The sequence below is a fragment of the Thalassospira sp. MCCC 1A02491 genome (assembly GCF_001613785.1).
In the GTDB taxonomy this organism is placed as follows: domain Bacteria; phylum Pseudomonadota; class Alphaproteobacteria; order Rhodospirillales; family Thalassospiraceae; genus Thalassospira; species Thalassospira povalilytica.
This window is the reverse complement of record NZ_LPVX01000031.1, coordinates 132,240-158,732: the sequence shown is the minus strand read 5'-3', so window position 1 is coordinate 158,732 and position 26,493 is coordinate 132,240. Positions and strand designations below refer to the sequence as shown.

Below are 26,493 nucleotides of genomic sequence, written 5' to 3'. Positions count from 1 at the left end.
GGCCGGGGTTAAAACCCCGGACCAGAAACACCGAAGGTTTGGGGGAAAACCGGTGTTTCTGGTCAAACCGGAAGATGGGGTTGGCAAGAACCCTTAGGCCTTGCCGTAACCACCACCGCCCGGGGTTTCGATGATGAAGACATCACCCGGATGCATTTCTGCCCCGTCGGTGCCTTTCAGCTCGATCACGGTACCGTCGACACGTTCGATGGCGTTGCGACCAAGTTTGCCCGGCTCGCCACCGGCAACGGCCTGGTTGGGCACGCGCCGGTGGTTGGACAGGATCGATGCGGTCATGTCTTCGAGGAAGCGGACACGACGGGTCGTGCCATCGCCACCCTTGAATTTGCCGTTACCGCCGGACCCTTTGCGGATTTCAAAGCTTTCGAGCATGACCGGGAAACGCCATTCAAGGACTTCCGGATCGGTCAGGCGCGAGTTGGTCATATGGGTATGAACACCGCTGGTGCCGTCAAAATCAGGACCGGCACCCGAACCGCCACAGATGGTTTCATAATACTGATGTGTATCATTGCCCCAGGTGAAGTTGTTCATGGTCCCCTGTGCTCCCGACATGACGCCAAGGGCGGCATAAAGGGTATCGGTGACATGCTGGGACGTTTCAACGTTACCGGCAACAACGGCGGCCGGATAACGCGGATTGAGCATCGATCCTTCGGGCACGATCAGATTGACCGGCTTCAGGCACCCGGCATTGAGCGGAATGTCATCATCAACAAGGGTTCTGAAGACATAAAGAACCGCTGCACGGGTCACAGCCGACGGGGCGTTGAAGTTGTTATCAAGCTGATCGGACGTGCCGGTGAAATCAACCGTCGCCGAACGGGTTTCCTTATGGATGGTGACCTTGGCCTTAACGACCGCACCATTGTCCATTTCATAGGAGAACTCGCCATCCTTGAGAACATCAATCACGCGACGAACGCTTTCTTCGGCATTGTCCTGAACATGGCCCATATAGGCATGAACAACATCAAGGCCAAAGTGATCGACCATCTTGCGCAGTTCCTGCACGCCTTTTTCGTTGGCGGCGATCTGTGCGCGCAGATCGGCGATGTTCTGATACGGGTTACGGGCCGGGTATTTCGCCCCTTCCAGAAGGGCGGTCAGGCCGACTTCGTCAAACTTGCCCTGATCAACCAGTTTGAAATTGTCGATCAGAACGCCTTCTTCTTCGAGAATGCGTGAATTCGGTGCCATCGACCCCGGCGTAATCCCGCCAACATCGGCATGGTGACCACGCGACGCGACATAGAACAGGATATCTTTGCCATCATCGCCAAAGACCGGCGTGATCAGGGTGATGTCAGGCAAATGCGTCCCGCCGTTATACGGGTCGTTCAGCATATAGACATCGCCCGGCTTCATGGTGCCGACATTGTTGCGCATAACCGCCTGAACCGACTCACCCATCGATCCAAGATGGACCGGCATGTGCGGTGCGTTGGCGATCAACTGACCTTCCTGATCAAACAGGGCGCAAGAGAAGTCCAGACGTTCCTTGATATTCACCGAGTATGAGGTGTTGGCAAGGGTAACGCCCATCTGTTCGGCAATATTCATGAACAGGTTGTTGAAGACTTCCAGCATCACCGGATCGGCCTGGGTGCCGATGGCTTCAGACCGCTTCATGGCAACCACACGGGTCAGAACCAGATGGTCACGGCCATTGACCTTGGCTTCCCAGCCCGGATCAATCACGGTGGTACCAACCGGCTCGACAATCACGGCCGGACCGCGCACGGTCGCACCCGGTTTGAGGTCTTCACGTTTGTAGAACGGGGTATCTTCTGTTTTACCATCAAACACCACCGGACGGGTCGCAAGGGCTGTGATCGCGACATTGTCGTTGGTTGCTTCGGCTTCGGCATCCGGAAGGCTTTGGGTTTCACCGATGGCCTCAACCGCGACAGCTTCGACGACCAGCGGTTTCTCGTCCATGACAAAGCCATAGCGCTGTTTGTGCTGTTCTTCGAACTGGGCCTTGATGCTATCGACATCGCCGAAATCAACGATCAGCGGGGTGTCGGTGCCGTCATAGCGCAGATGCAGCTTTTTAAGCATCGTGATCTTGGCATCGCCAATACCCTGTTCATGCAGTTCGGCGCGGGCATCAACGGCCAACGCATCAAGCTGTTCATCCAGACCGGAAAGCGCATCAGAGGCAAGCTTCGCCTCGACCGCCTGTTCGCGCATCGCACGAATATCGGCAAGCCCCATACCATAAGCCGACAGAACACCGGCAAACGGATGGACAAAGACCTTGGTCATGCCAAGGGTATCGGCCACCTGGCAGGCATGCTGCCCACCGGCACCGCCAAAGCATTGCAGGATATAATCGGTTACGTCATAGCCGCGCTGAACCGAAATCTGTTTGATCGCGTTTGCCATGTTTTCAACAGCAATACGCAGGAAGCCTTCGGCGACTTCTTCGGGTGTTCTGAGCTGACCGGTGCTTTCCTTGATCTTGGCAGCCATGGCTTCGAAACCGCTGCGGACCGCATCGGCATCAAGCGGCTCGTTGCCTTCGGGGCCAAAGACATTGGGGAAGAAGTCCGGCTGAACCTTGCCCAGCATGACGTTGATATCGGTCACCGCAAGCGGACCGCCACGGCGATAGGCCGCCGGGCCCGGGTTTGCACCGGCACTGTCGGGGCCAACGCGGAAACGTGCACCATCGAAATGCAGGATCGAACCGCCACCGGCCGCAACCGTGTGGATTTTCATCATCGGCGCACGCATGCGCACACCGGCAACCTGGGTTTCGAAATCGCGTTCATATTCGCCGTCATAATGCGAAACGTCGGTCGACGTGCCGCCCATATCGAAACCGATGACCTGTTTGAAGCCATCCATTTCAGCGGTACGCACCATGCCGACAACACCGCCCGCCGGACCGGACAGGATTGCGTCCTTGCCCTGGAATTTGGCGGCATCGGTCAGGCCGCCATTGGACTGCATGAACATCAGTTTCACGCCGCCCAGTTCGGACGCCACCTGATCAACATAGCGACGCAGGATCGGCGACAGATAGGCATCCACAACCGTGGTGTCACCACGCGATACCAGCTTCATCAGCGGGCTGACTTCGTGACTGACTGAAACCTGGGTAAAGCCGACTTCACGGGCGATTTCAGCCGCCGCATTTTCATGGGCGGTGTAACGATACCCATGCATGAAGACGATGGCACAGGCACGAATGCCGGAATCAAACGCCGCCTGAAGGTCCTTGCGCAGATTGTCGCGATCAAGCGGGGTCAGTTCCGTCCCCTGCGCGTCGAAACGACCATCGGCCTCGATCACGCTTTCATAAAGAGTTTCGGGCAGTTTGATATTGCGATCAAACAAACGCGGACGGTTCTGATAGGCAAGGCGCAGCGCATCGCGGAAGCCCTTGGTGGTGACCAGAACCGTGCGGTCGCCCTTACGTTCAAGAAGCGCGTTGGTCGCAACCGTGGTGCCCATCTTGACGGCTTCGATTTTCTCGGCCGGGATTTTCTCGCCAGCGGGGACTTCAAGCAGTTCACGAATGCCCTGAATGGCGGCATCGCGATAACGTTCCGGGTTTTCCGAAAGCAGCTTGTGAGTGACAAGCGATCCGTCCGGCTTACGCGCCACGATGTCGGTAAAGGTACCGCCGCGATCGATCCAGAACTGCCATTTCGGCTGTCCCGATGTCTGCGAAGCGGGGGAATTTTGGTCGTGAGAAGCCATGATGCTTACTCCTTGGGCATCTGTAGTCATAAAATTCTGTGCGAACGATCAGATCTTCAAAGGGCCGGTCAGCCGTTCATTTGCTGGGGCAGCCATGTTGCGATTTCCGGGAATACGGTAATCAGCAAAACAGCAAGCAACAGCAGGAAGAAGAACGGCAAAGCAGCCAGCGCAATGGCAAACAGGTTCTTTCCTGTCAGGCCTTGCAAAACGAACAGGTTGAAACCCACGGGCGGGGTGATCTGCGACATTTCGACCACCAGCACCACATAGATGCCAAACCACAACAAATCGATCCCGGCGGCCTGAACCATCGGCAGGATGACCGAGGTGGTCAGAACCACCACCGAAATCCCGTCAAGGAAGCAACCAAGAACAATGAAGAACACGGTGAGTGCCGCCAAAAGCGCATAGGGCGACAGATCCATCTGCGCAATCCAGGCCGCAAGTTCACGCGGGATCCCGGTAAAGCCCATGGCCACGGTCAGAACCGCCGCACCTGCCAGGATAAAGCAGATCATGCAGGATGTGCGGGTCGCCCCCATGATCCCGTCAATCAGGCTTTCCTTGGTCAAGGAACCGCTTAGCCGCGACAGGATCAGCGCACCGACAACACCGAATGCCGCGGCTTCGGTGGGGGTGGCAACACCGCCATAGATTGAGCCGATCACAGCCGAGATCAGGGCAATCACCGGGATCAGACGACCTGATGCGCGGACTTTTTCACCAAACGGAATGCTTGGTTCTGCCGGGGGCATTTTGTCCTTGTTCACCGTGGCCCAGATGCCAACGAAGCTCATGAACAGAATGATCAGCATGACACCGGGCAAAACACCGGCAATGAACAGACGCGCAATCGACAGTTCGGCAGACACGCCATAGACAATCAGAATGATCGACGGCGGGATCAAAAGGCCCAGCGTCCCCGACCCGGCCAGCGTGCCAAGGATCAGCTTGTCGGCATAGCCCTGCTTGCGCAATTCGGGGATCGACATGCGCCCGATGGTCGCCGCGGTCGCAGCAGACGATCCCGACACCGCGGCAAAGATGCCACAGCCCAGAACATTCACATGCAACAGACGCCCCGGGAGTTTATTGAGCCAGGGTGCAAGACCGGTAAACATGTCTTCTGACAAGCGCGACCGGAACAGGATTTCCCCCATCCAGATAAACAGCGGCAGCGGGGCCAGCGACCATGTCGCCAGGCTTGACCAGGCAGTCGTTGCGATGATCGGGCCGGTCTGGGCACTGGTAAAGAAATCAAGTGCGAAAACGCCGATGGCAAACAGTGACAGGGCAACCCACAATCCTGCCCCAAGGAACAGGAACAACAACCCCATCAGGATCAGGCCAATTTCAAGTACTTCCACGACCGTCCCCTATTCGTTCAATTCGTTTGCTTCGCCAGCAGCGAAGGCAGCCTGACGACCGGCAACGGTATCAACCAGTGCTTCGATCATGCCGATGGTAAAGACGATCAGGCCAAAGGCCATTGCGGCCTGTGGGATCCAAAGCGGAAAGGCAAGAACACCGGGCGACGTATCGCCATAGGAAAAGCTTTCTTCGGCAAGAACCGCCATCCACCAGGCGAAATATCCGCCAAGGAAAGTTGCCGCCAGAAGCGTGATGCTTTCGATTACGCGACGCAGCCCGCCCTGAAGATGGGACAATATGATCATGACCCGGATATGGGTCCCGGCGCGCAGTGCCGGACCAAGTGCCAGGAACGTTCCCGCCGCCAGACAGAAGCCGGCCAGCTCGTTCGCGTCATGTACCGCAATTCCAACCAGACGGCCAAGCGATTGCGCCAGAATAAGAAGTGCGATCGCGACCATAAAAACTGCGGCCAGCCCGGCACTGAACTTGAATAAGTAATTTAGTGATCTGCGCACAGCAGTCCCCTTTCCGCCCGCGATGTCGCGATGCTGATTGATTGTTCCCTAAGAACAGTAACATCAAATTGTGGGGTTTGTCCGGGACCGGACAGAGGACGACGTCTGCCCGATCCCGAAAGACGAAAGAACCTTAGTTCTTGAAGGCGTCGATGATGGCAGCACCTTCATCGCCGGTTTTTTCAAGCCACTCGGAAACCATGGTTTCACCGGCTTTGGCCAGACCGGCCTTCAGTTCATCGCTCGGCGCAGCAACGTTCATGCCGTTGTCAGCCAGAACTTTTTTCTTCTCGTCAGCTTCGGCCATGCTCATTTCCCAACCGCGGGTCTCGGCTTTGGCAGCAGCGTCAAGAACGGCTTTCTGGGTTTCAGCCGGCAGACGGTCGAACGACTTTGCATTCACGACGACCATGTTTTTCGGAAGCCATGCCTGAACGTCATAGAAGTTCGAAACGAAGTCCCATGCCTTGGAGTTGGCACCGGTCGACGGCGAGGTGATCATTGCTTCAACAATGCCGGTTGCAAATGCAGTCGGGATTTCCGGAACTTCAACCTGGGTGGCAACCATGCCGGTCAGATCGGCAAGCTGCGAAGTGGTCGAGTTGTAAGCGCGGAATTTAACACCTTCGAGGTCTTCGACCTTGTTCACCGGGTTTGCGGTATAAAGACCCTGTGCCGGCCACGGAACAGCATAGAGAACTTTAAGGCCGTCTTTTTCCAGTGCGGCTTCGATACCGGCGCGCGAGACTTCCCAAAGCTTTTTCGCATCGTCATAGGACGTTGCAAGGAACGGGATCGCATCAACGGTGTAGATCGGGTTTTCGTTGGCCAGCAGCGAAATCAGGGTTTCGCCGATCGGAACCAGACCGCGCTGAACCGAACGCTTGATGTCTGCATGTTTGAAAAGCGAACCACCGGAATGAACGGTGATGGTCAGTTCACCACCCGACGCGTCATTCACGTCCTTGGCAAATTCGATAATATTCTGGGTGTGGAAGGTCGCGTCCGGGTACGGCGTTGCCATATCCCATTTTTCTGCCGCAGCCGCCAAACCGGCCGACATGGTGATGGCAGCAACAGCAACCGTCGAAAGTGCTTTTTTCAGCATTGATAAGTCTCCCTGTGTGTTGAGGCGTGGAGTCAGGATAGCAGAGACTCCAAATTAATCACCCGACATCTTGATCACATTTTACTGACAAATTGTCAATGTAATTTCATAACTACCATGCAAAATCTGCAAAGCCCGGCTTTTGCCCGACCCCACATCTGCGGTCAAACCGTTGAAAAACATATGATTGCGCCGAGCAACACCACATCTCCGGCCACGCGATAACCTGATCCGATCAGATCAAACAAAGACAGGCGGCGGCCCCGTGGGGACCGCCGCCTGCTGGATTCCATTGATCAAAAGCATGTTGATCAGAAACACACTGATCAGAAACGCATTGGTCAGAAAAAATTGGTCAGAAACACTTGAGCAACATGTATTCGCGCATGCACGCCCGGATGAGCGTTTCCGGATTACATCGCACTTGCTGCGCGCGATGCCTGATCATAGACACCGGAAATGGCGCGGAGCGTCTTGGCAACATCGCCGACTTCCTGGCTATTCACACCAAGGCGCTGGAACGTTTCGACAAGACAGGCTTCGCGGACTTCGCGGTATTTTTCGCACATGGCGCGCCCGTCGGCGGTCGTGCCGTAATGGACTTCCTTGCCGCGCTTCACACCTTCGACAAGGCCAAGCTTGCGAAGCTTTTTAAGCGAGTAATTCACAAGATGGCTGTCTTCGACATTGAGCACAAAGCACACTTCCGAAAGGCTTTTTTCGCGTTCGCGCGAATTGACATTGTGCAGAACAAGAATGTCGAGAACCGATACATCCGGCATCCCGGCCGCGCGCATGCATCGAACCATCCAGCGGTTGAATGCGTTGCCTGAAAGGATCAGGGCGAATTCAAGCTCCGAGAGTTCTGCGGCGCGTTCCGATACAAGATGCGACGATGAAACAATACGTGGTTTATCAGCCATCCGACATTTCCTGCTTTCGTACCTATACTGTTATTGCGGTCTATTTCTGTAAAACGCCACAAGTTTGTCGGGATTTTATCGCAATAAAAGCAGCCGGGTAAAGACCCGGCTGCTGTTTGTTATCGACATTTCGTCATTAAAGTGAGCGCATCCGTTCCAGGAAACCGTCAATCTGGGCCCGAAGGTCCCCGCTTTGACGGCCAAGATTGTCCGCTGAATGATGGACTTCGGTTGCGGCACTGTTGGTTTCACCAACAGCAGCAGACACACCTTGCATCGCCGATGAAATTTCCTCGGTTCCGGCGGCTGCCTGTTCGACATTTTGCGAAATCTCGCTGGTGGCGACGGTTTGCTGTTCCACCGCAGCGGCGACGGCGGCAGCCCGTTCGCTGATTTCGGCAATCATGGTCACGATTTCATCAATCGCACTGACAGCAATGCCGGTTGCCTGCTGGATATCATTGATCTGGATGGTGATGTCCTCGGTCGCCTTGGCGGTCTGGTTGGCAAGGTTTTTGACCTCGCTTGCGACCACGGCAAAGCCTTTGCCGGCGTCACCGGCACGGGCGGCCTCGATCGTGGCGTTAAGGGCCAACAGATTGGTCTGACCGGCAATATCACTGATCAACCCGATGACTTCGCCAATCTTGATAGCGGAATCATTCAGCCCCTGGATATTGTCATTGGTGGACCGTGCCCGTTCGGTCGCCGATTGGGCCATGGACGATGTTTCGGTCACCTGACCGGAAATCTCGTTAATGGATGCGGCAAGTTCGGTCGCAGCCGTTGCCACAAGCTGCACATTTGATGACGCCTCTTCTGCGCCGGATGAAACGGCCATCGACTGGTCGGCTGCGGTGTCTGCACTGCTGCGCAGAACGTTTGACACCTGATGAAGCTGTTTGACAGCAACAGCAACGTCGGCCATCACGGCGACAACTGCCTGATCGAATTCCTGAATATACTGTTCCTGGGTTTCCATGCGTTTGCGGCGGCGCTCGTCATCGGCTTTTTGGGCCGCTTCAAGTTTGACACGCTCGATCCCGTTTTCACGGAAAATCAGTACCGCACGGCCCATTTCACCAATTTCATCGGCACGATTGACCTCGTTGATATCAACGTCAAAGTCATTTTCAGCCAGACGGGTCATCTTGTTGGTCAATCCGCCGATCGCACGGACAATCGCGCGCGACAACAAAACAGAAAGCCCCAGAAGCGCAATCACCCCGATCACATACATCGCAACCGTGATGGTCAGGCTGGTTTTGGCGATCTGTTCAGCTTTTTGTTTTTCCAGCGCGGCGGTTTCGGCAATGGATGCGCTAAGCGCTTCAAGCACCGGTTCGGCCTGTGCGTAATAATCCGACAACAATCCCAGTTCGGCATTCCGTTGCAGGATCTTTCCTGCCAGCGCCTTGAAGTCCGCGACATAGGAATTCATCAACTTTGTGATATTGGCCTTTTCCGCAGCCGGAATGTCGGATGCCGCCAGTGCCGGTCCGAATTCGGCCAAACGCTGATCAATACGATCGACATATTTTTCATCGATACGGGCCAGGAAGTCTTTTTCATGGCGACGCATCATCAACATGATGACGGTCAGATTGTCTGCCTTGTATTTCGCAAGCGCTTCTTCGACATTGTGGACCGAACCACGCAAACGGCCCAAAAGGCCGCCTTCTTCGTCCAGACCGATTTCACGTTGCAGGGCAACGATGGTTTCGAATTCCGCAGCATAGTTTGCAAAGGCTTCCTTGATCTGCGCGATTTCAGCAGCAGATTCCGCCAGTTCCGGGTCAGCTTCAAGCGTTTCTAGCCCCGAACTTACACGTTCGACGACTTCGGCATGCTGGGTGACGTATTTTTCATCGAGCCTAAGAAGAAAGTCCTTTTCACGCCGACGGGCATGCAAGAAATCGCGCGATATTTCATCGGCAATCAACCGATCATCAAATGCTTCCTGTGCTGCCATTTGCGCTGACTGGCGCTGTTGGTCGGCAACGAACTGTACCGCTGCAACAACCACAAAGATCACAAGCGCCACCGCCCCGATCAGCGAAATCTGATACAGAAGCTTCATGCGTGAAAGGAAATTCATCTAAACCCCCAAGCCTTACCGGACCTGTCCAAAAGTGTGAGACGCGACATGACAGGCACAAGCCAACCTACAACGGCACTGCACAAACATCCGGTCGCCCCAAACCTTTTAGGTTGGGATGCGGTGGCTGGTTTATCAGAAGGGAATTGTTACAGTTTTGTGACAAGTACCCGTTTTCGACACCGATGTCAGCGCGTTGACGCGAAACAAAATTCGCATCCGTGCTCGCATGCGCGATACCGAAATACATTTGCACCGCCCACAAACAAAACAAGGGGGAAGACGAATCTTCCCCCTCCTTTCGAATAGAATTGTGACGTCAGGCAGCCCGATAACCGATCAGCTGACAGCCCGCATCCGCGCAAGAAACTGATCAATCCGTTCACTCAAACTGTCACTTTGACGACCAAGGTTGTCGGCCGAACCGCGCACGTCACTTGCGGCTTCTGTGGTGCCGGCAACCGCCGATGACACGCCTTGCATTGCCGATGAAATTTCACTGGTCGCCGAAGCGGCCTGTTCGACATTCTGCGAAATCTCGCTGGTGGCAACGGTTTGCTGTTCAACAGCAGCAGCAACAGCCGATGCACGTTCGCTGATATCGGTGATCATGCGCACGATTTCGTCAATTGCCTCAACGGCCGAAAGCGTTGCCTGCTGGATTTCATTGATCTGCAATGTGATGTCTTCGGTGGCCTTTGCCGTCTGATTGGCAAGGTTTTTGACCTCGCTTGCGACCACGGCAAATCCCTTGCCCGCTTCGCCCGCCCGGGCGGCTTCGATCGTTGCGTTCAGCGCAAGCAAATTGGTCTGTCCCGCAATATCGTTGATCAGACCGATCACCTCGCCAATGCGCACGGCGGCGGCATTAAGACCCTGGATATCCTCGTTGGTTGTCTGCGCGCGCTGGCTGGCCGATATGGCCATTTGCGATGTATCACTGACCTGCCCGGCAATTTCATGGATCGATGCCGAAAGTTCGGTTGCCGCGGTCGCAACCAGCTGGACATTTGACGATGCTTCTTCGGTTCCGGCCGAAACGGTTGTTGATTGCTCATTGGCCGTGGCCGCACTGCTGCGCAGGGTTTCCGATACCGCATGGAGCTGCTGCACGGCGGTTCCCACCTCGCTCATCATGGCGACAACATCATTGTCAAATTCGCGAATGTGCTTTTCCTGGCTTTCGATGCGTTTGCGCTGCTTTTCATCCAGTTCGCGCTGCTGGGCTTCGAGTTTCTGGCGCTCCAGTCCGTTTTCACGAAACACCACAACCGACCGCCCCATTTCACCGATCTCGTCTTTGCGATCTGCTTCTTCAAGTTTGACGTCAAAGTCATTCCTGGCCAGACGGGCCATCTTGCCTGTCAGGCCGGTAATCGCGCGCACGATCGCACGCGCCAGAATGATCGATAACAAAATCAGCACCAGCGCACCGGCGATAAAGATTGCGAAGGTAACCTGAACCCCGGTATGGGCGATTTCTTCGGCCTGCATCTGCATTCGTTCGGCGACCTCGCCGATGGAATTGCTGAGTTCCACCAGAACCGGTTCAACCGCACTGTAATAGACACTGAGTTGCGCAAGCGATTCCTCGCGGGCAAGAACGGCATCTGCCAGCGCCTTGAAGTCCGCGATATAGGATGTCATCAGCTTGGCCAGTTCGGCCTTTTTTTCGTCCTGAATGCTGCCTGCTTTTTGCAGGGCCGCGTCAAATTCCTTGGCTGTGGCATCCACATTGCTGACATAGACAGGATCAAGGGTGGCCAGGAAATCCTTTTCATCGCGACGCATCTTAAGAACCGCAATTGAAATATCCTTGGTGTTGGAAAGTCCCAGCATTGCTTCAAGCTGGGCAATCTTGCCAAGCGCGGTTTCCACTTCGGAGGCAGCTTCGCGCATTTCACCAAGCAGGCCCGAACTGGCATCAAGCCCGACCTTGCGTTGCAGTTCGACCACATTGGCAAATTCGCTGACATAATCTTCAAAGGCGGCTCTTGCCTGATCTACCTGACCAATCAGTTCACCGATTTCCTTGCGCCCGGCAAGTTCTTCAAGCCCGCTACGCACCGAAGCCGCCGCCTCGCTATGAGAGGTTATATATTCTTCGCTTTTGCGAAGAACAAAATCCTTTTCATGGCGTCGGGCATTAAGGAATTCCCGCGAAATTCCGTCCACCACAAGCTGATCGGCGGTCGCGGCCTTGGCAATTTCCTGTGCGGACTGCCGTTGCTGATCTGCGACGAACTGGGTCGTTCCGACAACAGCAAAAATGACCAGTGCGACAATACTTATCAGTGAAATCTGATAGACAAGCTTCATACGCGACAAGAAAGACATGTTTCACCCCCCCCTAAAATCCAGTCCATGTGCGTTATTGTTCTTGTTACACGGCTGTCATAGAAACACCCCACCCAAAGTAGATCAATAAACACTTAAGTATAGACCGACGGGTGAAACCGGGTGTGCGCAGTCGGAAATAAAGCCAATTCGCCATTTATTTCCGCGCTCTGCGAACTATGTTGGTTGTTCTGGAAAGATGGTAATCTTGCCGGACGAATACCACCGTGCCGCATTCGACACAGAAATCAGGACGCAATTCACCCATGAGCAAAGCATGAGTACAGCATGAGTATCTGGGGCAAAATTATTGGCGGAGCCGCAGGTTTTGCCTTGGGCGGACCACTTGGCGCAATTCTTGGCGCAACAGCCGGCCATGTCGTTGACAAGATCAAAAGTGCGGCAAATGGCGGACCGCAGCTTGGCGGGCATGACCCGAGACAGGTTGCCTTTGCCACGGGTGTAATCGTGCTGGCCGCCAAGATGGCCAAGGTTGACGGCCATGTCAGCCGTGATGAAATCAACGCATTCAAGCGCGTCTTTCATATTCCGCCGGGCGAGGAAAAGAATGTTGGGCGTATCTTTGATATGGCGCGCGCATCCTCGGATGGATTTGAAATCTATGCGCGGCAAATCGCCACCATGTTCCGCGGCGAACACGCCCTTCTGGAAGGCATTCTAGAAGCGCTTTACCAGATCGCGATGGCCGATGGCGAATTGCATCCGGCAGAACAGGCATATTTGAAAAAAGTCGCCCATATCTTCGGGTTTGCCGATGTCGACTTTGACCGCGTCCATCACGCCTATACCGCATCGAACGGTGCCGATCCTTATGAACAGCTTGGCGTGACCCGCGATGCCAGTGACGATGAACTGAAAGCAGCACATCGCAAATTGTCGCGCGAAAACCATCCCGACACCTTGATGGCCAAGGGCATGCCGCCTGAATTTATCGAACAGGCGAATGACAAAATGGCCCGCATCAATGCCGCGTGGGATCAAATTCGCAAGGAACGCGGTATCCGCTAATTGCAAAACAGCGGAACGTAACGGCTGACAGATAATTTCCCTTGCAACGGCACCCAAATTGCTGTTTGCAGGGGACCTGTCACAGTGACCTGTTTTCTGAACTCAAGCTTATCGGTTTTTCCATGGCGCCACCGCTGATCAATATTAATGACATTCGCCTGACCTTTGGCGGCAATGATCTGTTTTCCGATGTGTCATTTGCCATTGGCGAACGTGACCGGCTATGTCTGGTCGGACGTAACGGCGGCGGGAAATCCACCCTTCTGAAAATCATCGCCGGCGAAATCGAAGCCGATGGCGGAGAACGTTTTGTCCAGCCGGGCTGCAAGGTTGCCTATCTTAATCAGGAACCGAAATTTGACGGCTATGACACGGTCGAAGATTTCGTTCTTTCGGCACTGGACGAACATGAACAGGAATATGCCTATCGTTCCGACATGTTGCTGGCGTCGGTCAATATCGATCCCAAGGCCGATCCCAAAAGCCTGTCGGGTGGCGAAGGCCGCCGTGCGGCAATTGCGCGTGCCCTGATTGCCGATCCACAGGTTCTGTTGCTTGATGAGCCGACCAACCATCTTGACCTTCCGACCATTGAATGGCTTGAAGGCGAGATCAAGAATTTCCGTGGCGCCGTCGTGGTGATTTCGCATGACCGTGCATTCCTGAATGCAGTGTCGAACGGTGTCCTTTGGCTTGATCGCGGTGTCATGCATCAGGGGGCGATAAACTTTGCCAAGTTCGAAGAATGGTCTGAGGAAATCTATCGCAAGGAAGCCGAAGAACGCGCAAAGCTTGATAAGCTGATCGCACAGGAAACCGTTTGGTCCGTGCAGGGAATTTCGGCCCGCCGCAAACGCAACCAGGGCCGTCTGCGCCGTCTTTACGACATGCGCGAACAGCGTTCCAAACAGGTTGACCGCATCGGCAATGTGTCGCTTGCCGCCGAGGCAGGCGAAACATCGGGCAAGGTCGTGATCGAAGCCACCGACATCGCCAAGTCATTTGGCGACCGCCAGATCATTGCCGATTTCTCGACCCGTATCCTGCGCGGCGACAAGGTTGGCATCATCGGCCCGAACGGGGCGGGTAAAACCACCCTGCTTAAAATGCTGACCGGGCAGCTTGAACCTGACAGTGGCACGATCAAGATCGGCACCAACCTTAATCCAAGCTATTTCGATCAGAAACGTATCGCGCTTGATGATGACAAAACACTTTGGGATACCCTGTGTGATGTTGGCGGTGACCAGGTGATGGTGCGCGGCAATCCGCGCCATGTGGTCAGCTATCTGCGCGATTTCCTGTTTGATGAAAAGCAGGCCAGAAGCCCCGTTGGCGCCCTTTCGGGTGGGGAACGCAACCGTCTGCTTTTGGCGAAATTGCTGGCAAAGCCGACCAACCTTCTGATCATGGACGAGCCGACCAACGATCTGGATATGGATACGCTCGATCTGCTTCAGGAAATGCTGGATGACTATGAAGGTACGCTTCTTCTGGTCAGCCACGATCGTGACTTCCTTGACCGTGTTGTGACGTCTTCCATCGTTATGGAAGGCGACGGAACGGCTGTTGAATATGCAGGCGGCTATTCCGATTACATCACCCAGCGCAAACTTTCGCGCGCAGAACCGGCCAAAGAAGACAAATCCGCCACCAAGCAGACCAAGAAATCAACAGGCACATCGTCATCAACACCGGCAAAACCGAAATCATCTTCGAAGCTGAGCTATAAGGATCAGCGCGAATATGACAACCTGCCCGGGGCGATGGCAAAGCTGGAAGCGGAAATCAAAACGCTTGAGGATGCGCTTTCGGACAGCACCCTGTTCACCAAGGACCCGACCGGATTTCAGAAAAAGGTCGACCGCCTTGATGCCGCAAGAAGCGAACTTGAAGCATCCGAAGAACGCTGGCTGGAACTTGAAATGCTGCGCGAGGAACTCGGTCTGGGATAACCGCCCAACCGGCCCCCGAAAATTCCATCTGGCATCTTTTGCGCCCTGCTGCTTTACGTGATGTAAAGACCGGGTCACACTTGTCCTGCGCGTAATTCTGGCACGGTCAGATATTCTCGATTGAAAAGAACTCATTTGTCGTTTGGCTGCAAACAGATGACAAAGGAATGTATCGTTATTGGGCACATGCGCGTGCCGCCCCTTATTGAAAGCCTGCTCCATGCCGCTTAAAGCAATGCTTATGGCCCTGTCCGTTGCCGTCATCTGGGGCATCAACATGCTGACCGTCAAAGGTGCCGTTGCGGAAATTCCGCCCTTTATGCTTACGGCCATACGCTTTGCCGCGGTCGCGATCCTGCTGATCCCGTTTACCCGGGTGCCACGCGGGCGCATGGGCCGTCTGGCAATCATTTCCGTTACATTCGGCAGTCTTCATTTCGGGGTGCTGTTCTTTGCACTGTCGATGATTGATGCCGGGCCGGTGGCGATTATTGTGCTGCTTGGCGTGCCGTTTTCATCGATGCTTGCCACCTATTTCTTTAATGACCGGCTTGGCTGGAAAAGGCTTTCGGGCATGTCATTGGCCTTTGTTGGCGTGACGATCATGTTCTGGGATCCGACCATGACCGATCTTCAGCTTCCGCTGCTGCTTGTGGTGTTTGCCGCCTTCATGTGGGCAGTTGCCAATGTCATGATCAAGAAGCTTGGTGATATTGATACCTTCCAGCTCAATGGCTGGATGGCGCTGTTTGCGACCCCGCAATTGCTGATCCTGTCCCTGGCGTTCGAACCGGGATCGGTGCAGGCGGTATTTGACGCCAGTTGGGTGGCCTGGGCCAATCTGAGCTTCACGGTTGTGATGTCATCGATCGTTGCATATGGCTTCTGGTATCACTTGCTTAAAACACAGGATGTGAACGCGGTTGTGCCATGGTCGCTGCTTGCCCCGGTGATCAGCGTTCTGGGATCGTTTGTCGTATTTGACGAAGCCTTTTCAATGCTTAAGATCATTGGCGGGATTGTCGTGCTGTGCGGGGTGACCGTCATCATGCTGCGCAAACCCGTTCAGCGCAAAACACAGGGCATGGATTGATCCAGATGGCATCCGGGCAGTCACGAGATCACAAACCGGGGGAAATCATATCCTGCCCGTCGCCCAATTTCGGACCGCGACCGGAAGGCTGCCCGATCAACATACTGGTTCTGCACTATACCGGGATGCAGACCGGCAAAAATGCGCTTGAACGCCTGTGTGATCCGCAAAGTTCGGTTTCCAGTCATTACCTGATCGAAGAAGACGGACGCATATTCGCCCTTGTTGACGAGGACAAACGCGCATGGCATGCCGGGCGCGGATGCTGGCAGGAATGCGACGATGTGAATTCCCATTCGATCGGCATTGAAATCGTTAATCCGGGGCATGAATTTGGCTATCGTCCTTTTCCCGACATCCAGATCGCATCGGTAATCAGTCTGTGTCAGGAAATTCTGGCACGCCACAATATCCCCGCTGATCGCATCATAGCCCATTCCGACATGGCCCCGGATCGCAAGGAAGATCCGGGCGAACTGTTTCCTTGGAAACTGCTTGCCGAAAACGGCATCGGCATATGGCCCGAACCAGACCACGGAACGGCACATCCGGTTGATCAGGAAGCTTTTGACAAGCTTCTTGACCGGATCGGTTATGGTTGGCCCGCAAGCGGTCAGGACCAGACGAAAAAGAACGATGATCGCATCAAACGCACCATCGCATTTCAGCGCCGCTGGCGTCCGGAAAACATTTCGGGCGTGCTTGACGGGCAATGCATGTCAATTGCCACTGCCCTTGCCAATATGATTGGCAAATAGGCTGCTTGGTACGTTCTCCACCCCATCGCTTTTGCTTGACGTTCAGATCGATGTGACCTACATCCGCACCACCAGATGGCCGGATGGCTGCCCTTGTTGTTTACAACGGGGGAGGAAAGTCCGGGCTCCACGGAGACACGGTGCCAGATAACGTCTGGCGGGGGCGACCCTAGGGAAAGTGCCACAGAAAGCAAACCACCGACACAGCGCAAGCCTGTCGGAAAGGGTGAAAGGGTGCGGTAAGAGCGCACCGGTCCTTCAGCAATGCGGGACGCATGGTAAACCCCACCGGGAGCAAAACCTAATAGGAATGGTCGGCCGGGTGCTTCGGCATTGTCGGCAGGTGGGTTTTCGCACCACCATTCGGGTTGGTTGCAGGAGGCGTTCGGCGACGGACGTCCCAGATGAATAGCCATCCAGTGCGGTTCGCCGCATGGACAGAACCCGGCTTACAGGCCATCTGGTATTATTTCCCAAAATAAAAGGCGATGACTGGATTTGTCACCGCCTTGTGCGATCAGATGCATCTTCCGAACGCGCCGGGTTTCAGCCGCGCTCTGCGATGGATTGCGCGAAATGCTGATCTGCCTCTTCCTGGGTACCGACCGGGAAATCGGCCGCAGTCTGATCCTTGATCATTTTGCCCAATGTCGGAAGCGTCTTGCGATCGATCTGTGTGCCAGCGTCCCAAAGCTTGGAGCGCATCAGCGATTTTGCACAATGCAGGAAGGCTTCCTCCACCGTGATTTTGATCGCGGTGATCGGCGGTTTGGGCGTATCGGCAAACAGATCAAGCAACGCCGGGTCGGTGCTGATTTCAGCCCTGCCATTCACACGCAGCGTTTCATTCACGCCCGGAACAAAAAACAGCATCCCGACTTTGGGGTTGTCGACAATGTTGGCCAATGTATCGATGCGATTGTTGCCCGGACGGTCCGGCATGACGATGGTTTTGTCATCGACAACCTTGATGAAACCCGGTCCGTCGCCACGCGGGCTGACATCGGCGTCGCCATTGGCATCAGCAGAAGAAATGACCGCAAAGGGTGCCAGTGCAATGAAATGCTTGCAATGCGGATCAAGCCGCGACAGGCATTTGTCAACGGCAAGCCCCATGGGTTCACCGTAAATCGCACGAAGCTTGTCATGCGTATCGATTTTGGTTTCTGCAGACGTCATCAAAAGGCACCTTATGCGGGAATCAGGGGCCGAAGGTGCGTTACTTGCGAACGCAAGTCAATTACCGATCAGCACCCCGGTCACGAAGCTATGATCTGATCAACATTTTTGACGGTTGCGAACTCGCCATTCAGGCTTGCCAGTGCCACATCATGCACCAGTTCCGCCGGAAATTCCCGCCCGTCTGGCAGGCTTCGATCAAAGGTCGCACAGGCATCCGCGGCAATGACAACATCAAAGCCAAGATTCCCGGCCATCCGTGTACTGGTATTCACACAATGATCGGTCGTGATCCCGCACAGCACCAGTTTTGAAATCCCCTGTGCGCGCAGCTCCGCCTCAAGACTTGTTCCGATAAAGGCCGAATTGACGTTTTTGCCATAGACCGCCTCGCCCTCCATCGGTGCGAGTGCCGCCTTGAAGGCATTTCCGCGATGATCAGGATGCAACCGCGATTGTGGCTCGGTCGAGTTGTGTTTGACATGAATAACCGGCCAGGCATTTGCGCGCCAATGGGTCAATAACCGCACTGCATTGGTTTCGGCATCGGGGTTATTGCGGCTCCCCCAATAGGAAAGATCATCAAATCCTAGCTGCCAATCAATCAGGATCAGGGCGGTTCGGGTCATGGGTGGGGCTCCGATAACAATACGGGAAGATCAGGGCGCAGACTTTAGCAGCAATTTGTCTGGCGCAAATGACAAACACCCCACCAATATTGCCAAATGATCAGAGCCAGCCTTTGCGCTTGAAATACCAAAGCGGCAAAACCGCCGACAGGATCATCAAGCCGATGGCGACCGGATAGCCGAATTCCCATCCCAGTTCCGGCATGAATTCGAAGTTCATGCCATAAATGCTGGCGATCAGGGTTGGCGGCAGGAACGCCGCGGCTGCGACCGAGAAAATCTTGATGATATTGTTTTGTTCAAGACTGATCATGCCAAGGGTCGCATCCAGCAGGAAGGTAACCTTGTTTGCGATGAAGTTGGCGTGTTCGGTGATCGACACGATATCGCGCGAAATCACCTTGAGCCGCGCCTTCGCATCCTTTTTCAGGCGCGTCTGGGTCGACAGGAACAAGCCAAGACGATGCAGGTTAAGCAAGCTGTCCTTGGCCTTGCCAGACAGGTTGCCGGTACGCCCGATCTGACGAAGGGTTTCACGATGATCCTGATCCGAGGCAATGTCTTCGGGGCTTGCAAACACCTGATTGGACAGGTTTTCAAGATCGGTTGCTGTCTGTTCCATCAAATCGGCCAGACGGTCGACAATCTGTTCAAGCAAACCAAACAGCACCGCCTCGGCACTGTTGGCAAGTGACGGGCTGCGTTTGACCCGGCGGATAAATGTCTTGAAGGGAACCGGATCGGCATAGCGCAGGGTAATCAGCGTTTTCTTGACAAGGATAAAGGTCACGGCCGTTGTTTGCGGCGCATCCGTCGTCGCCCGGGTCAGAACCGAAACCGTCATGAAAAGTGCGCCCTCTTCGTCATACAGACGCGATGACAGCTCGATCTCCTGCATTTCTTCGCGGGTCGGCACCTCGATCCCGAAGCGTTCCTCGATATCGTGGATTTCGTCAGGCGTTGGCGACAACAGGTCAATCCAGACAGGCGTCCGATCAGCCTTGCCACCATCCTGTTTGGTCACGGTCGCGTTTGAGGTCGCGGTCGATGTTGTCTTGCCAAGCGCATTGGCCGTGATTTTTGCTGGTGCTTGCGCGGTGGTTGCCGCCGGTTCACCGTTTTCGACACCAACATTGTCGGCAGCTGCGGCATCCGCGCTGTTGCCGTCATCCGCCGTTGCCCGGAGAGGGGCGAAAAATTCGTTGGTATCCATTAGCTTCTCCATCCTGACCGGCTTGCCGCGTGATACGGATGCCAGATTATTGCTTTGCTGTCATATGGTGTTTCCATTGCAATTCTGTCACCAGTCAGAATGGCAGAACCGTCTGGAATGAAAACGGATCAATATCGGGATTGGTTCCGCGTTTTTCGTCATAGGCAACACGCACCAGATCAAGGAACTCATCCTTGCTGATCATCTGGTCGTTATTTGCATCATATGTCGGAAACAACAATTCCAGTCGCCGGCTTTCGGTGCGTAGCCGCTGGCGATTGGCATCGGCCGTTCCGGGCAATTGTTCAACTGCGGCAAATTCGCGTACTACCAGAACACTGTCGCCATTGATATCACGCCGCCTGAACATCCAGCTTGAATAGGATGCAGCTTCATCAGCACTGATACGGCCATCCTGATCAATATCGACCGGATGATATTGTTCGCGGTAAAGCTTGACCTGTTCAGGAATGCCTGCGGGCACGCCACCCGTCGCACCATTTTTTTGGGCAAGGGCCTTGGCAATTGCGTCATTGAGCCCCGGGATATTGGCAGTCCCGGTTCCAGCATCGCCCGACAAACCCGCAGCACCATCAAGCGCCCCCAGCCCCGAAAGCCCGCCCAGTCCAAATTGCGACATCAGTTCCGGGTTATTTTGAAGCTGTTTCATGATCAGCGGCAAAAGTTCGCGCATTTGCGGTGACGTCACCTCGGGCGAGGAACTGCTGCCGCCGGCCTTGTCCATGGTCAATCCTTGCGCATGGGCACCCCCGACAATACCGGGCCATGTGAAAAAGGTCCCTGATATTCCGGCACAAACCATGCAACCCATTAACACAATGGCAGCTTTTATCCGCAACAATCGCATCCTTCATTTCACTGACGCAGCCCCGCGCCAGTATCTGACCAAATATCTGATCGGCCTTGCTACTGCATATCCGGAAATCATCCGGGCATCACAAGACGTAAAACGCCCCGGGTTTCCGGAAATATCGCCCCGACATTTTGCAGGAGTTCGCCCGCGCATCAAACCCGATTGGGAGCCAAATCGCAAATTGTCTTCGAACAGCCCATCATATTCCAATTTTCGATCTGACCATCATAACCCATGGACCGGGTCTTTTTATGGTCGCCCCATGGGTTCCCGTGGAACCGAATTGGGATTTTATGGGCAGAAGATGGATAACACCGTGATTCAATGTGTTTTTGAGGGAATTCAGGCTTTTCGCATGTACCGCAGAATCCGCAGAAACACACCAAATCGTCACATTTGAGCCCATCAAATCCCATTGACCCCCATCATTTCCCATGATACCCCATAAGCAGGCACAAATTCTGTGCCATGCGGGGCATATCCATTTCAAACATCGACCGGCCGTTGAGGCGGACCTGTTCACGTCGAACTTTGAAATCGGACTTTTGATCAGGGGAATGGCGAAGTGCTGTTCACAGGGACGCACATTCACAAGCTGGACCGGAAGGGACGCGTATCCGTCCCCAAACGGTTCCGTGCGGCCCTTGAGATGGAAGAATTCGCCGGTATCTACCTGTATCAATCCCACAAGGAATGCGCGCTCGAAGGCTGCAGCCACAGCCACATGGAGCGCATCGCCGCGTCGCTTGATGAACTTGATATGTTCTCTGACGAGGCAGACGATCTGGCAGACACCATCCTTGGCTCCTCGCATATGCTTCCTTATGACGGCGAAGGTCGTATCATTCTGCCCGCTGAATTGATCGAATTTGCCCGTATTGAAGATCAGGTCGCCTTTGTCGGCCGTGGTCGCACCTTCCGCCTGTGGAACCCGGACATCTTCAAGCCCCTGCAAGAAGCCAGCCGGACCCGCACGCTTAATCGTGGTGCGACGCTCAAGCTCAAACCGATGAACGAACTCCCCAAAGGTGCACGTCCCGGCACCCCGAACGAGGAGGACGCATCATGAGCGACAAGGACATCCGTTTCGCCACCGAAGATCGCCCGCACAAGCCGGTCCTGCTTCGCGAGGTGCTTGACGCTCTTGCACCATGTGACGGCGAAATCATGGTCGATGGCACCTTTGGCGCAGGCGGTTACTCCCGCGCCATTCTTGATTCCGCGAAATGCGAGCTTTATGGCATTGATCGCGACCCGAGTGCGGTTGCAACCGGCCGGAAACTTGAAGCCGAATATGACGGCCGTTTCCACATGGTCGAAGGATGCTTTGGCGATATGGGTCGCCTGATCCCGGCCGCCGGCCCCGAACAGGTCGATGGTATTGTTCTCGATATCGGCGTGTCGTCAATGCAGCTTGATCAGGCCGATCGCGGCTTTTCATTCCGCGAAGACGGTCCGCTAGATATGCGCATGTCGATGTCTGGCCCCACTGCGGCCGATTTCGTCAATACCGCCGAAGAAGAAGACATTGCCAATGTCATCTATCGTTATGGCGAGGAACGGGCATCGCGTAAGGTTGCCCGCAAGATCATTGAGATGCGCGCAGATGAGCCGTTTACAACCACATCACAGCTTGCCCGTGCTGTGCGCTCGGTCGTGCGCAAATCCAAGGACGGCATTGACCCGGCCACCCGCACGTTCCAGGCATTGCGCATCTATGTGAATGACGAACTTGGCGAACTTGAACGTGCGATGGATGCGGCCGAAACACTATTAAAGCCGGGCGGACGTTTGGTGGTTGTGACGTTCCATTCGCTCGAAGACCGCCTGGTCAAAACATTCATGAAGGCGCGTTCGGGCGATCCCAAGAAAATGTCGCGCCGCCTGCCCGGTGAGCCGGAAGTCGCCACACCGACGTTTACGACCATCACCCGTAAGGCGGTGACCGGCCAAAAAGACGAAATTCGTGCCAACCCGCGCGCCCGGTCGGCAAAGCTGCGCGCTGTTGCCCGCAATGATCAGCCAGCCAACAAGCACGGAGGTCCGAAATGACCCGTGCGGTGACGATTATCGGCCTGTTCCTGACCATTTTGATTGGCGCTGGCACCTATTGGGTCAGCCACGAAGTCGAACGCCTCGAAAAGCATTATGCGGAAATCCAGTCCGACATTCTGGCCGAACAGGAAAGCATCCACGTGCTTGAAGCGGAATGGAGCTACCTGAACAATCCGGAACGGATCGAAAAGCTTTCGCGCGAATATCTTAGCCTGGCCCAGATCGAAGTGCTGCAAATGGCCAGCATCGATGATCTGCCCGAAGATTCCGACATGCATCAATACCGCATCGACAAGTTCGGCGAAGCGGTTGCCTTCATGCCTGTACCCCGTCCGCGTCCGGGCGATCACGCCTATGCCGAGGCTGCCGAAACCATGATTGTGGACGCGCCATCAGTCGGCGAGACCGGGGGTGCGCAATGAGCTTTACCCGTTTCTCATACTGGCTGCGTGGTGACCGTCCGGAACTGGGGCCGGATCAGCGTGAACGTCTTGCACTTGAAACGGCCCGCAACCGTATTTTCATCACCGGCGCGATGTTCATCATCGGTTTTTGCTGGATCACCTATGGTCTGGTAGACGCATCGGTCTTGCGCCAGGGCAACGAACCGGCTGTGGCATCGGGTACCGATGCGCGCGAACTTAAAACCGAACGCGCCGACATCATTGATCGCAACGGCCTGTTGCTTGCCACCGATCTTCCGACCAACTCGCTTTATGCCGATGCCCGCGTGGTCAAGGACCCGGTTGAGTCTGCCGATCTTTTGCTGACGGTTTTGCCCGATCTTGATCGTGACACCTTGATCCGGCATCTGAGCTCGCGCAAGGCATTCGTATGGCTGCGTCGCAACCTGACGCCTGAGCAGCAATATGAAGTCAACTCGCTTGGCATTCCCGGCCTGAATTTCCAGCGCGAGGAACGCCGGGTGTATCCGCATGGGCGGCTGTTCTCGCACGTGCTTGGCTTTACCGACATCGACAATAACGGCATTGCTGGCGCCGAACGCGAATTCGATAACGAGTTGCGCATCAATAACGGCCCGCTTCAGCTGTCGCTTGATACCCGTGTGCAATTCGCACTCGAAGAAGAAGTCGAAAACGCGATGGAGACCTATAGCGCGGTGGGCGCTGCGGGTCTTGTCATGGATGTCTATACCGGTGAAGTCATTGCGATGACATCGCTTCCGAATTTTGATCCCCATCGCCCGGGTCAGGCCCCGGCAGATGCACGGTTCAACCGGTCGACCCTTGGCGTTTACGAAATGGGGTCGGTGTTCAAACTGTTTAACACCGCCATCGCCCTTGAAACCGGCACATCCACACTCAATTCGGTTTACGATGCGACCGAACCGCTGCGGATTGCGCGTTTCTCGATCCGCGATTACCACGCTGAAAACCGCTGGCTGACGGTACCGGAAATTCTGGTCCACAGTTCCAACATCGGATCGGCGCGCATGGCGATGGCCTTCGGCGGCGAGAACCAGAAAAAATACCTGAAAAAGCTTGGCATGCTCGACAAACCGGAAATCGAGCTTCCCGAAGTCGGCGGGCCGCTTGTGCCCAATCCGTGGCGCGAAGTGAACACCATGACGATTTCGTTCGGTCATGGTTTGGCTGTCACCCCGCTTCAGGTCGTCAATGGCATTTCAACCATCGTCAATGGTGGTATCCGCCGCCCGTCCACGATCCTCAAACAGGATGGCGCACCGGCCGGCGAACGTGTGTTTTCCCAGAAAACTTCGGAACAGCTGCGTCGTCTGATGCGACTGGTTGTCACCGAAGGTTCGGGCAAAAAGGCCGAAGTTGCCGGCTACTTCCTTGGCGGGAAGACCGGCACCTCGGAAAAACTAGTGAACGGGCGCTATGTCAAGAACGCCCGCATGTCGACCTTTGTCGCCGCCTTCCCGATGCAGGACCCGAAATATGTGGTTCTGGTGACGCTGGACGAGCCCAAAGGCACCAAAGAAACTTATGGATTTGCCACAGCAGGTTGGGTGTCCGCCCCTGCGGTTGGCAAGGTTGTGACACGTATTGCTCCCCTTTTGGGCATTGAACCGGCGAATGCGAAGGCGCCGGAGATCGAGCAAGCGCTGCAGATCGAACTTCGCAAGGGGGAACGCAAACTTGCGTCTTTCTGAGCTCATGGCAGGTGATCAGGCGGCATTGAAACATGCCCAAGGACAGGACCCGAATATCACGGGCCTGACAGCAGACTCACGCACCGTGAAGGATGGCTATATGTTTGCCGCCCTGTCCGGTGCCCGCGACGACGGTTCCAAATATATTGCTGATGCGATCAAACTTGGGGCTGCCGCTATCCTGGCAAAGGACGGCACGCCAAGACCGACGGCCGCGACAGTTCCCCTTATTCCGGTTGAAAATCCGCGCAAACGCTATGCCCAGCTTGCCGCGCGCTTTTATGGCAAGCAGCCGGCAAATATTGCGGCGATCACCGGAACCAATGGCAAAACATCCACGGCGATCTTTACCGAACAGCTGTGGACGATCCTTGGCAATATGTCGGGATCCATCGGCACCCTTGGCATTCGTGCCGCCGGCGCCAAGATCCCCGGATCACTGACCACGCCCGACCCGGTTGCCCTGCACCAAAGTCTTGATGAAATGTGCGGCATCGGCGTCACCCATGTCGCGATGGAAGCAAGTTCGCACGGGCTTGACCAGTATCGTCTTGACGGGGTCAAGGTCACGGTGGCGGCCTTTACCAACCTGTCGCGTGATCATCTTGATTATCACGGCACGTTCGAAAAATACTTTGCCGCCAAGGCACGCCTGTTTTCCGACCTTCTGGTGGCGGACGGCACTGCCGTTCTGAATGCCGATGTCGAACAGTTCGCGCTGTTGAAAAAGATGTGTGAAAAGCGCGGCGTGAACATTCTGTCTTACGGGCAGAATGCCGATGACATCAAACTGGTCAAGGCAACCCCGGACAGCACTGGCACCAAAATCACGCTTCTGGCCAACAAGGGTGAATACAGCATTCATCTTCCCCTGATGGGCAGCTTCCAGGTGATGAACGCCCTTGCGGCCCTTTCGATTGTTGTGGCATCGGGTGCCGATCTTGATCAGGCTGTACTGGCCCTTGAAAAACTTGAAGGTGTCCGTGGTCGTCTGGAACTGGTGGGCAAGACAAGTTTTGGCGCACCGGTATTTGTCGATTACGCCCATACGCCTGATGCGCTTGAAACCGTGATCAAGGCTGTGCGCCCGCATTGCAAAGGCCGCATCGTTTGTGTATTTGGTGCCGGCGGAGACCGCGACACCGGCAAACGTCCGTTGATGGGTGCCGTTGCTCATGACTTTGCCGATATCGCCATCATCACCGATGACAACCCGCGCAGCGAAGATCCGGCCCTTATTCGTGCGGCAATCAAGACAAAATGCGAAGGTGCGGTGGAAATTGCCGACCGGGCAGAGGCCATCAAACGCGGCATTGGCATCCTGCAACGCAACGATGTCCTTATTATCGCCGGAAAAGGCCATGAAAGAGGCCAAATTGTCGGTGATACGGTTCTTCCGTTTGACGATGCATCTGTTGCCCGCAGCATCCTTGCAGGCGGCAATTGACCTGAATTCCCGTTACGGCGCGCAGGCCGTA

The 26,493-nt window shown here is 55.1% G+C and carries 21 protein-coding genes and 1 other RNA gene; 11 read left to right on the top strand and 11 right to left on the bottom strand.

What is annotated here, in order from left to right:
• Positions 1-93: 93 nt before the first annotated feature.
• The 7 genes from AUQ42_RS13155 to AUQ42_RS13125 form a co-directional block, all read right to left on the bottom strand.
• The gene (locus AUQ42_RS13155) at positions 94-3,735 is read right to left on the bottom strand and encodes a hydantoinase B/oxoprolinase family protein (RefSeq protein ID WP_068519542.1); all 3,642 of its coding nucleotides are present in this window, start codon (positions 3,733-3,735) and stop codon (positions 94-96) included.
• Positions 3,736-3,803: 68 nt separating this feature from the next.
• The gene (locus tag AUQ42_RS13150) at positions 3,804-5,105 is read right to left on the bottom strand and encodes a TRAP transporter large permease (protein ID WP_068519541.1); all 1,302 of its coding nucleotides are present in this window, start codon (positions 5,103-5,105) and stop codon (positions 3,804-3,806) included.
• Between the two features lie 9 nt (positions 5,106-5,114).
• A complete protein-coding gene (locus AUQ42_RS13145) occupies positions 5,115-5,627 on the bottom strand; it encodes a TRAP transporter small permease (RefSeq protein ID WP_068519540.1) in 513 nt (170 codons plus the stop codon).
• 133 nt (positions 5,628-5,760) lie between these two features.
• A complete protein-coding gene (locus AUQ42_RS13140; RefSeq protein WP_068519539.1) occupies positions 5,761-6,735 on the bottom strand; it encodes a TRAP transporter substrate-binding protein in 975 nt (324 codons plus the stop codon).
• Positions 6,736-7,148: 413 nt separating this feature from the next.
• Positions 7,149-7,658 (bottom strand): winged helix DNA-binding protein, encoded by a 510-nt coding sequence (locus AUQ42_RS13135; protein ID WP_068519538.1) that lies wholly within the window; start codon positions 7,656-7,658, stop codon positions 7,149-7,151.
• A 136-nt stretch (positions 7,659-7,794) separates the two neighbouring features.
• A complete protein-coding gene (locus AUQ42_RS13130; RefSeq protein WP_068519537.1) occupies positions 7,795-9,756 on the bottom strand; it encodes a methyl-accepting chemotaxis protein in 1,962 nt (653 codons plus the stop codon).
• A gap of 339 nt (positions 9,757-10,095) precedes the next feature.
• On the bottom strand, positions 10,096-12,093 hold the full coding sequence (locus tag AUQ42_RS13125) for a methyl-accepting chemotaxis protein (protein ID WP_082817859.1): 1,998 nt from the start codon (positions 12,091-12,093) through the stop codon (positions 10,096-10,098).
• A gap of 288 nt (positions 12,094-12,381) precedes the next feature.
• On the opposite strand from AUQ42_RS13125, the gene AUQ42_RS13120 reads away from it, so the two are divergent.
• From AUQ42_RS13120 to rnpB, 5 genes are all read left to right on the top strand, one after another.
• Entirely contained in the window at positions 12,382-13,122 is a 741-nt protein-coding gene (locus AUQ42_RS13120; RefSeq protein WP_068519535.1) for a TerB family tellurite resistance protein, read from the top strand.
• Positions 13,123-13,244: 122 nt separating this feature from the next.
• The gene (locus AUQ42_RS13115; RefSeq protein ID WP_068519721.1) at positions 13,245-15,077 is read left to right on the top strand and encodes an ATP-binding cassette domain-containing protein; all 1,833 of its coding nucleotides are present in this window, start codon (positions 13,245-13,247) and stop codon (positions 15,075-15,077) included.
• A 220-nt stretch (positions 15,078-15,297) separates the two neighbouring features.
• A complete protein-coding gene (locus AUQ42_RS13110; protein WP_068519534.1) occupies positions 15,298-16,170 on the top strand; it encodes a DMT family transporter in 873 nt (290 codons plus the stop codon).
• 5 nt (positions 16,171-16,175) lie between these two features.
• A complete protein-coding gene (locus AUQ42_RS13105) occupies positions 16,176-16,928 on the top strand; it encodes an N-acetylmuramoyl-L-alanine amidase (protein WP_068519720.1) in 753 nt (250 codons plus the stop codon).
• Between the two features lie 71 nt (positions 16,929-16,999).
• An RNA gene (gene rnpB, locus AUQ42_RS13100) (RNase P RNA component class A) lies at positions 17,000-17,396 on the top strand.
• A gap of 78 nt (positions 17,397-17,474) precedes the next feature.
• Here the strand turns inward: rnpB and AUQ42_RS13095 are convergent.
• The 4 genes from AUQ42_RS13095 to AUQ42_RS13080 form a co-directional block, all read right to left on the bottom strand.
• Positions 17,475-18,107, bottom strand: coding sequence for a pyridoxamine 5'-phosphate oxidase family protein (locus tag AUQ42_RS13095; protein WP_068519533.1), 633 nt, complete (start codon positions 18,105-18,107; stop codon positions 17,475-17,477).
• Between the two features lie 80 nt (positions 18,108-18,187).
• Positions 18,188-18,736: a cysteine hydrolase family protein gene (locus AUQ42_RS13090; protein WP_068519532.1), complete on the bottom strand. Its 549-nt coding sequence runs from the start codon at positions 18,734-18,736 to the stop codon at positions 18,188-18,190.
• A 100-nt stretch (positions 18,737-18,836) separates the two neighbouring features.
• Positions 18,837-19,949 (bottom strand): magnesium/cobalt transporter CorA, encoded by a 1,113-nt coding sequence (gene corA / locus AUQ42_RS13085; RefSeq protein ID WP_068519531.1) that lies wholly within the window; start codon positions 19,947-19,949, stop codon positions 18,837-18,839.
• Positions 19,950-20,043: 94 nt separating this feature from the next.
• The gene (locus AUQ42_RS13080; protein ID WP_231856763.1) at positions 20,044-20,643 is read right to left on the bottom strand and encodes a hypothetical protein; all 600 of its coding nucleotides are present in this window, start codon (positions 20,641-20,643) and stop codon (positions 20,044-20,046) included.
• Between AUQ42_RS13080 and AUQ42_RS16010 the strand changes: the two genes are divergently transcribed.
• The 6 genes from AUQ42_RS16010 to AUQ42_RS13050 all read left to right on the top strand — a co-directional run bounded on the left by AUQ42_RS16010 (position 20,618) and on the right by AUQ42_RS13050 (position 26,462).
• Positions 20,618-21,223, top strand: coding sequence for a hypothetical protein (locus AUQ42_RS16010; protein WP_231856762.1), 606 nt, complete (start codon positions 20,618-20,620; stop codon positions 21,221-21,223). The genes AUQ42_RS13080 and AUQ42_RS16010 overlap by 26 nt on opposite strands.
• Positions 21,224-21,388: 165 nt before the next feature.
• Positions 21,389-21,892 (top strand): division/cell wall cluster transcriptional repressor MraZ, encoded by a 504-nt coding sequence (locus tag AUQ42_RS13070; RefSeq protein WP_068519528.1) that lies wholly within the window; start codon positions 21,389-21,391, stop codon positions 21,890-21,892.
• Positions 21,889-22,875, top strand: a complete 987-nt coding sequence (gene rsmH / locus AUQ42_RS13065) for a 16S rRNA (cytosine(1402)-N(4))-methyltransferase RsmH (protein WP_068519527.1) — start codon at positions 21,889-21,891, stop codon at positions 22,873-22,875. Before AUQ42_RS13070 ends, rsmH begins: the two co-directional genes overlap by 4 nt.
• Positions 22,872-23,300 (top strand): hypothetical protein, encoded by a 429-nt coding sequence (locus AUQ42_RS13060; RefSeq protein ID WP_068519526.1) that lies wholly within the window; start codon positions 22,872-22,874, stop codon positions 23,298-23,300. Before rsmH ends, AUQ42_RS13060 begins: the two co-directional genes overlap by 4 nt.
• Positions 23,297-25,015, top strand: a complete 1,719-nt coding sequence (locus tag AUQ42_RS13055) for a penicillin-binding protein 2 (protein ID WP_068519525.1) — start codon at positions 23,297-23,299, stop codon at positions 25,013-25,015. The genes AUQ42_RS13060 and AUQ42_RS13055 overlap by 4 nt, the downstream gene beginning before the upstream one ends.
• A complete protein-coding gene (locus AUQ42_RS13050) occupies positions 25,002-26,462 on the top strand; it encodes a UDP-N-acetylmuramoyl-L-alanyl-D-glutamate--2,6-diaminopimelate ligase (RefSeq protein WP_082817858.1) in 1,461 nt (486 codons plus the stop codon). The genes AUQ42_RS13055 and AUQ42_RS13050 overlap by 14 nt, the downstream gene beginning before the upstream one ends.
• The last annotated feature ends 31 nt before the right edge of the window (positions 26,463-26,493 follow it).

Bases quoted from the DNA above. Each gene is read 5' to 3' on its own strand.
- corA (WP_068519531.1), bottom strand. From the start codon at position 19,949: ATGGATACCAACGAATTTTTCGCCCCTCTCCGGGCAACGGCGGATGAC.
- AUQ42_RS13090 (WP_068519532.1), bottom strand. From the start codon at position 18,736: ATGACCCGAACCGCCCTGATCCTGATTGATTGGCAGCTAGGATTTGAT.
- AUQ42_RS13110 (WP_068519534.1), top strand. From the start codon at position 15,298: ATGCCGCTTAAAGCAATGCTTATGGCCCTGTCCGTTGCCGTCATCTGG.
- AUQ42_RS13105 (WP_068519720.1), top strand. From the start codon at position 16,176: ATGGCATCCGGGCAGTCACGAGATCACAAACCGGGGGAAATCATATCC.
- AUQ42_RS13140 (WP_068519539.1), bottom strand. From the start codon at position 6,735: ATGCTGAAAAAAGCACTTTCGACGGTTGCTGTTGCTGCCATCACCATG.
- AUQ42_RS13055 (WP_068519525.1), top strand. From the start codon at position 23,297: ATGAGCTTTACCCGTTTCTCATACTGGCTGCGTGGTGACCGTCCGGAA.
- AUQ42_RS13080 (WP_231856763.1), bottom strand. From the start codon at position 20,643: ATGCGCGAACTTTTGCCGCTGATCATGAAACAGCTTCAAAATAACCCG.
- AUQ42_RS13115 (WP_068519721.1), top strand. From the start codon at position 13,245: ATGGCGCCACCGCTGATCAATATTAATGACATTCGCCTGACCTTTGGC.
- AUQ42_RS13095 (WP_068519533.1), bottom strand. From the start codon at position 18,107: ATGACGTCTGCAGAAACCAAAATCGATACGCATGACAAGCTTCGTGCG.
- AUQ42_RS16010 (WP_231856762.1), top strand. From the start codon at position 20,618: ATGATCAGCGGCAAAAGTTCGCGCATTTGCGGTGACGTCACCTCGGGC.
- AUQ42_RS13130 (WP_068519537.1), bottom strand. From the start codon at position 9,756: ATGAATTTCCTTTCACGCATGAAGCTTCTGTATCAGATTTCGCTGATC.
- AUQ42_RS13135 (WP_068519538.1), bottom strand. From the start codon at position 7,658: ATGGCTGATAAACCACGTATTGTTTCATCGTCGCATCTTGTATCGGAA.
- rsmH (WP_068519527.1), top strand. From the start codon at position 21,889: ATGAGCGACAAGGACATCCGTTTCGCCACCGAAGATCGCCCGCACAAG.
- AUQ42_RS13120 (WP_068519535.1), top strand. From the start codon at position 12,382: ATGAGTATCTGGGGCAAAATTATTGGCGGAGCCGCAGGTTTTGCCTTG.
- AUQ42_RS13125 (WP_082817859.1), bottom strand. From the start codon at position 12,093: ATGTCTTTCTTGTCGCGTATGAAGCTTGTCTATCAGATTTCACTGATA.
- AUQ42_RS13060 (WP_068519526.1), top strand. From the start codon at position 22,872: ATGACCCGTGCGGTGACGATTATCGGCCTGTTCCTGACCATTTTGATT.
- AUQ42_RS13155 (WP_068519542.1), bottom strand. From the start codon at position 3,735: ATGGCTTCTCACGACCAAAATTCCCCCGCTTCGCAGACATCGGGACAG.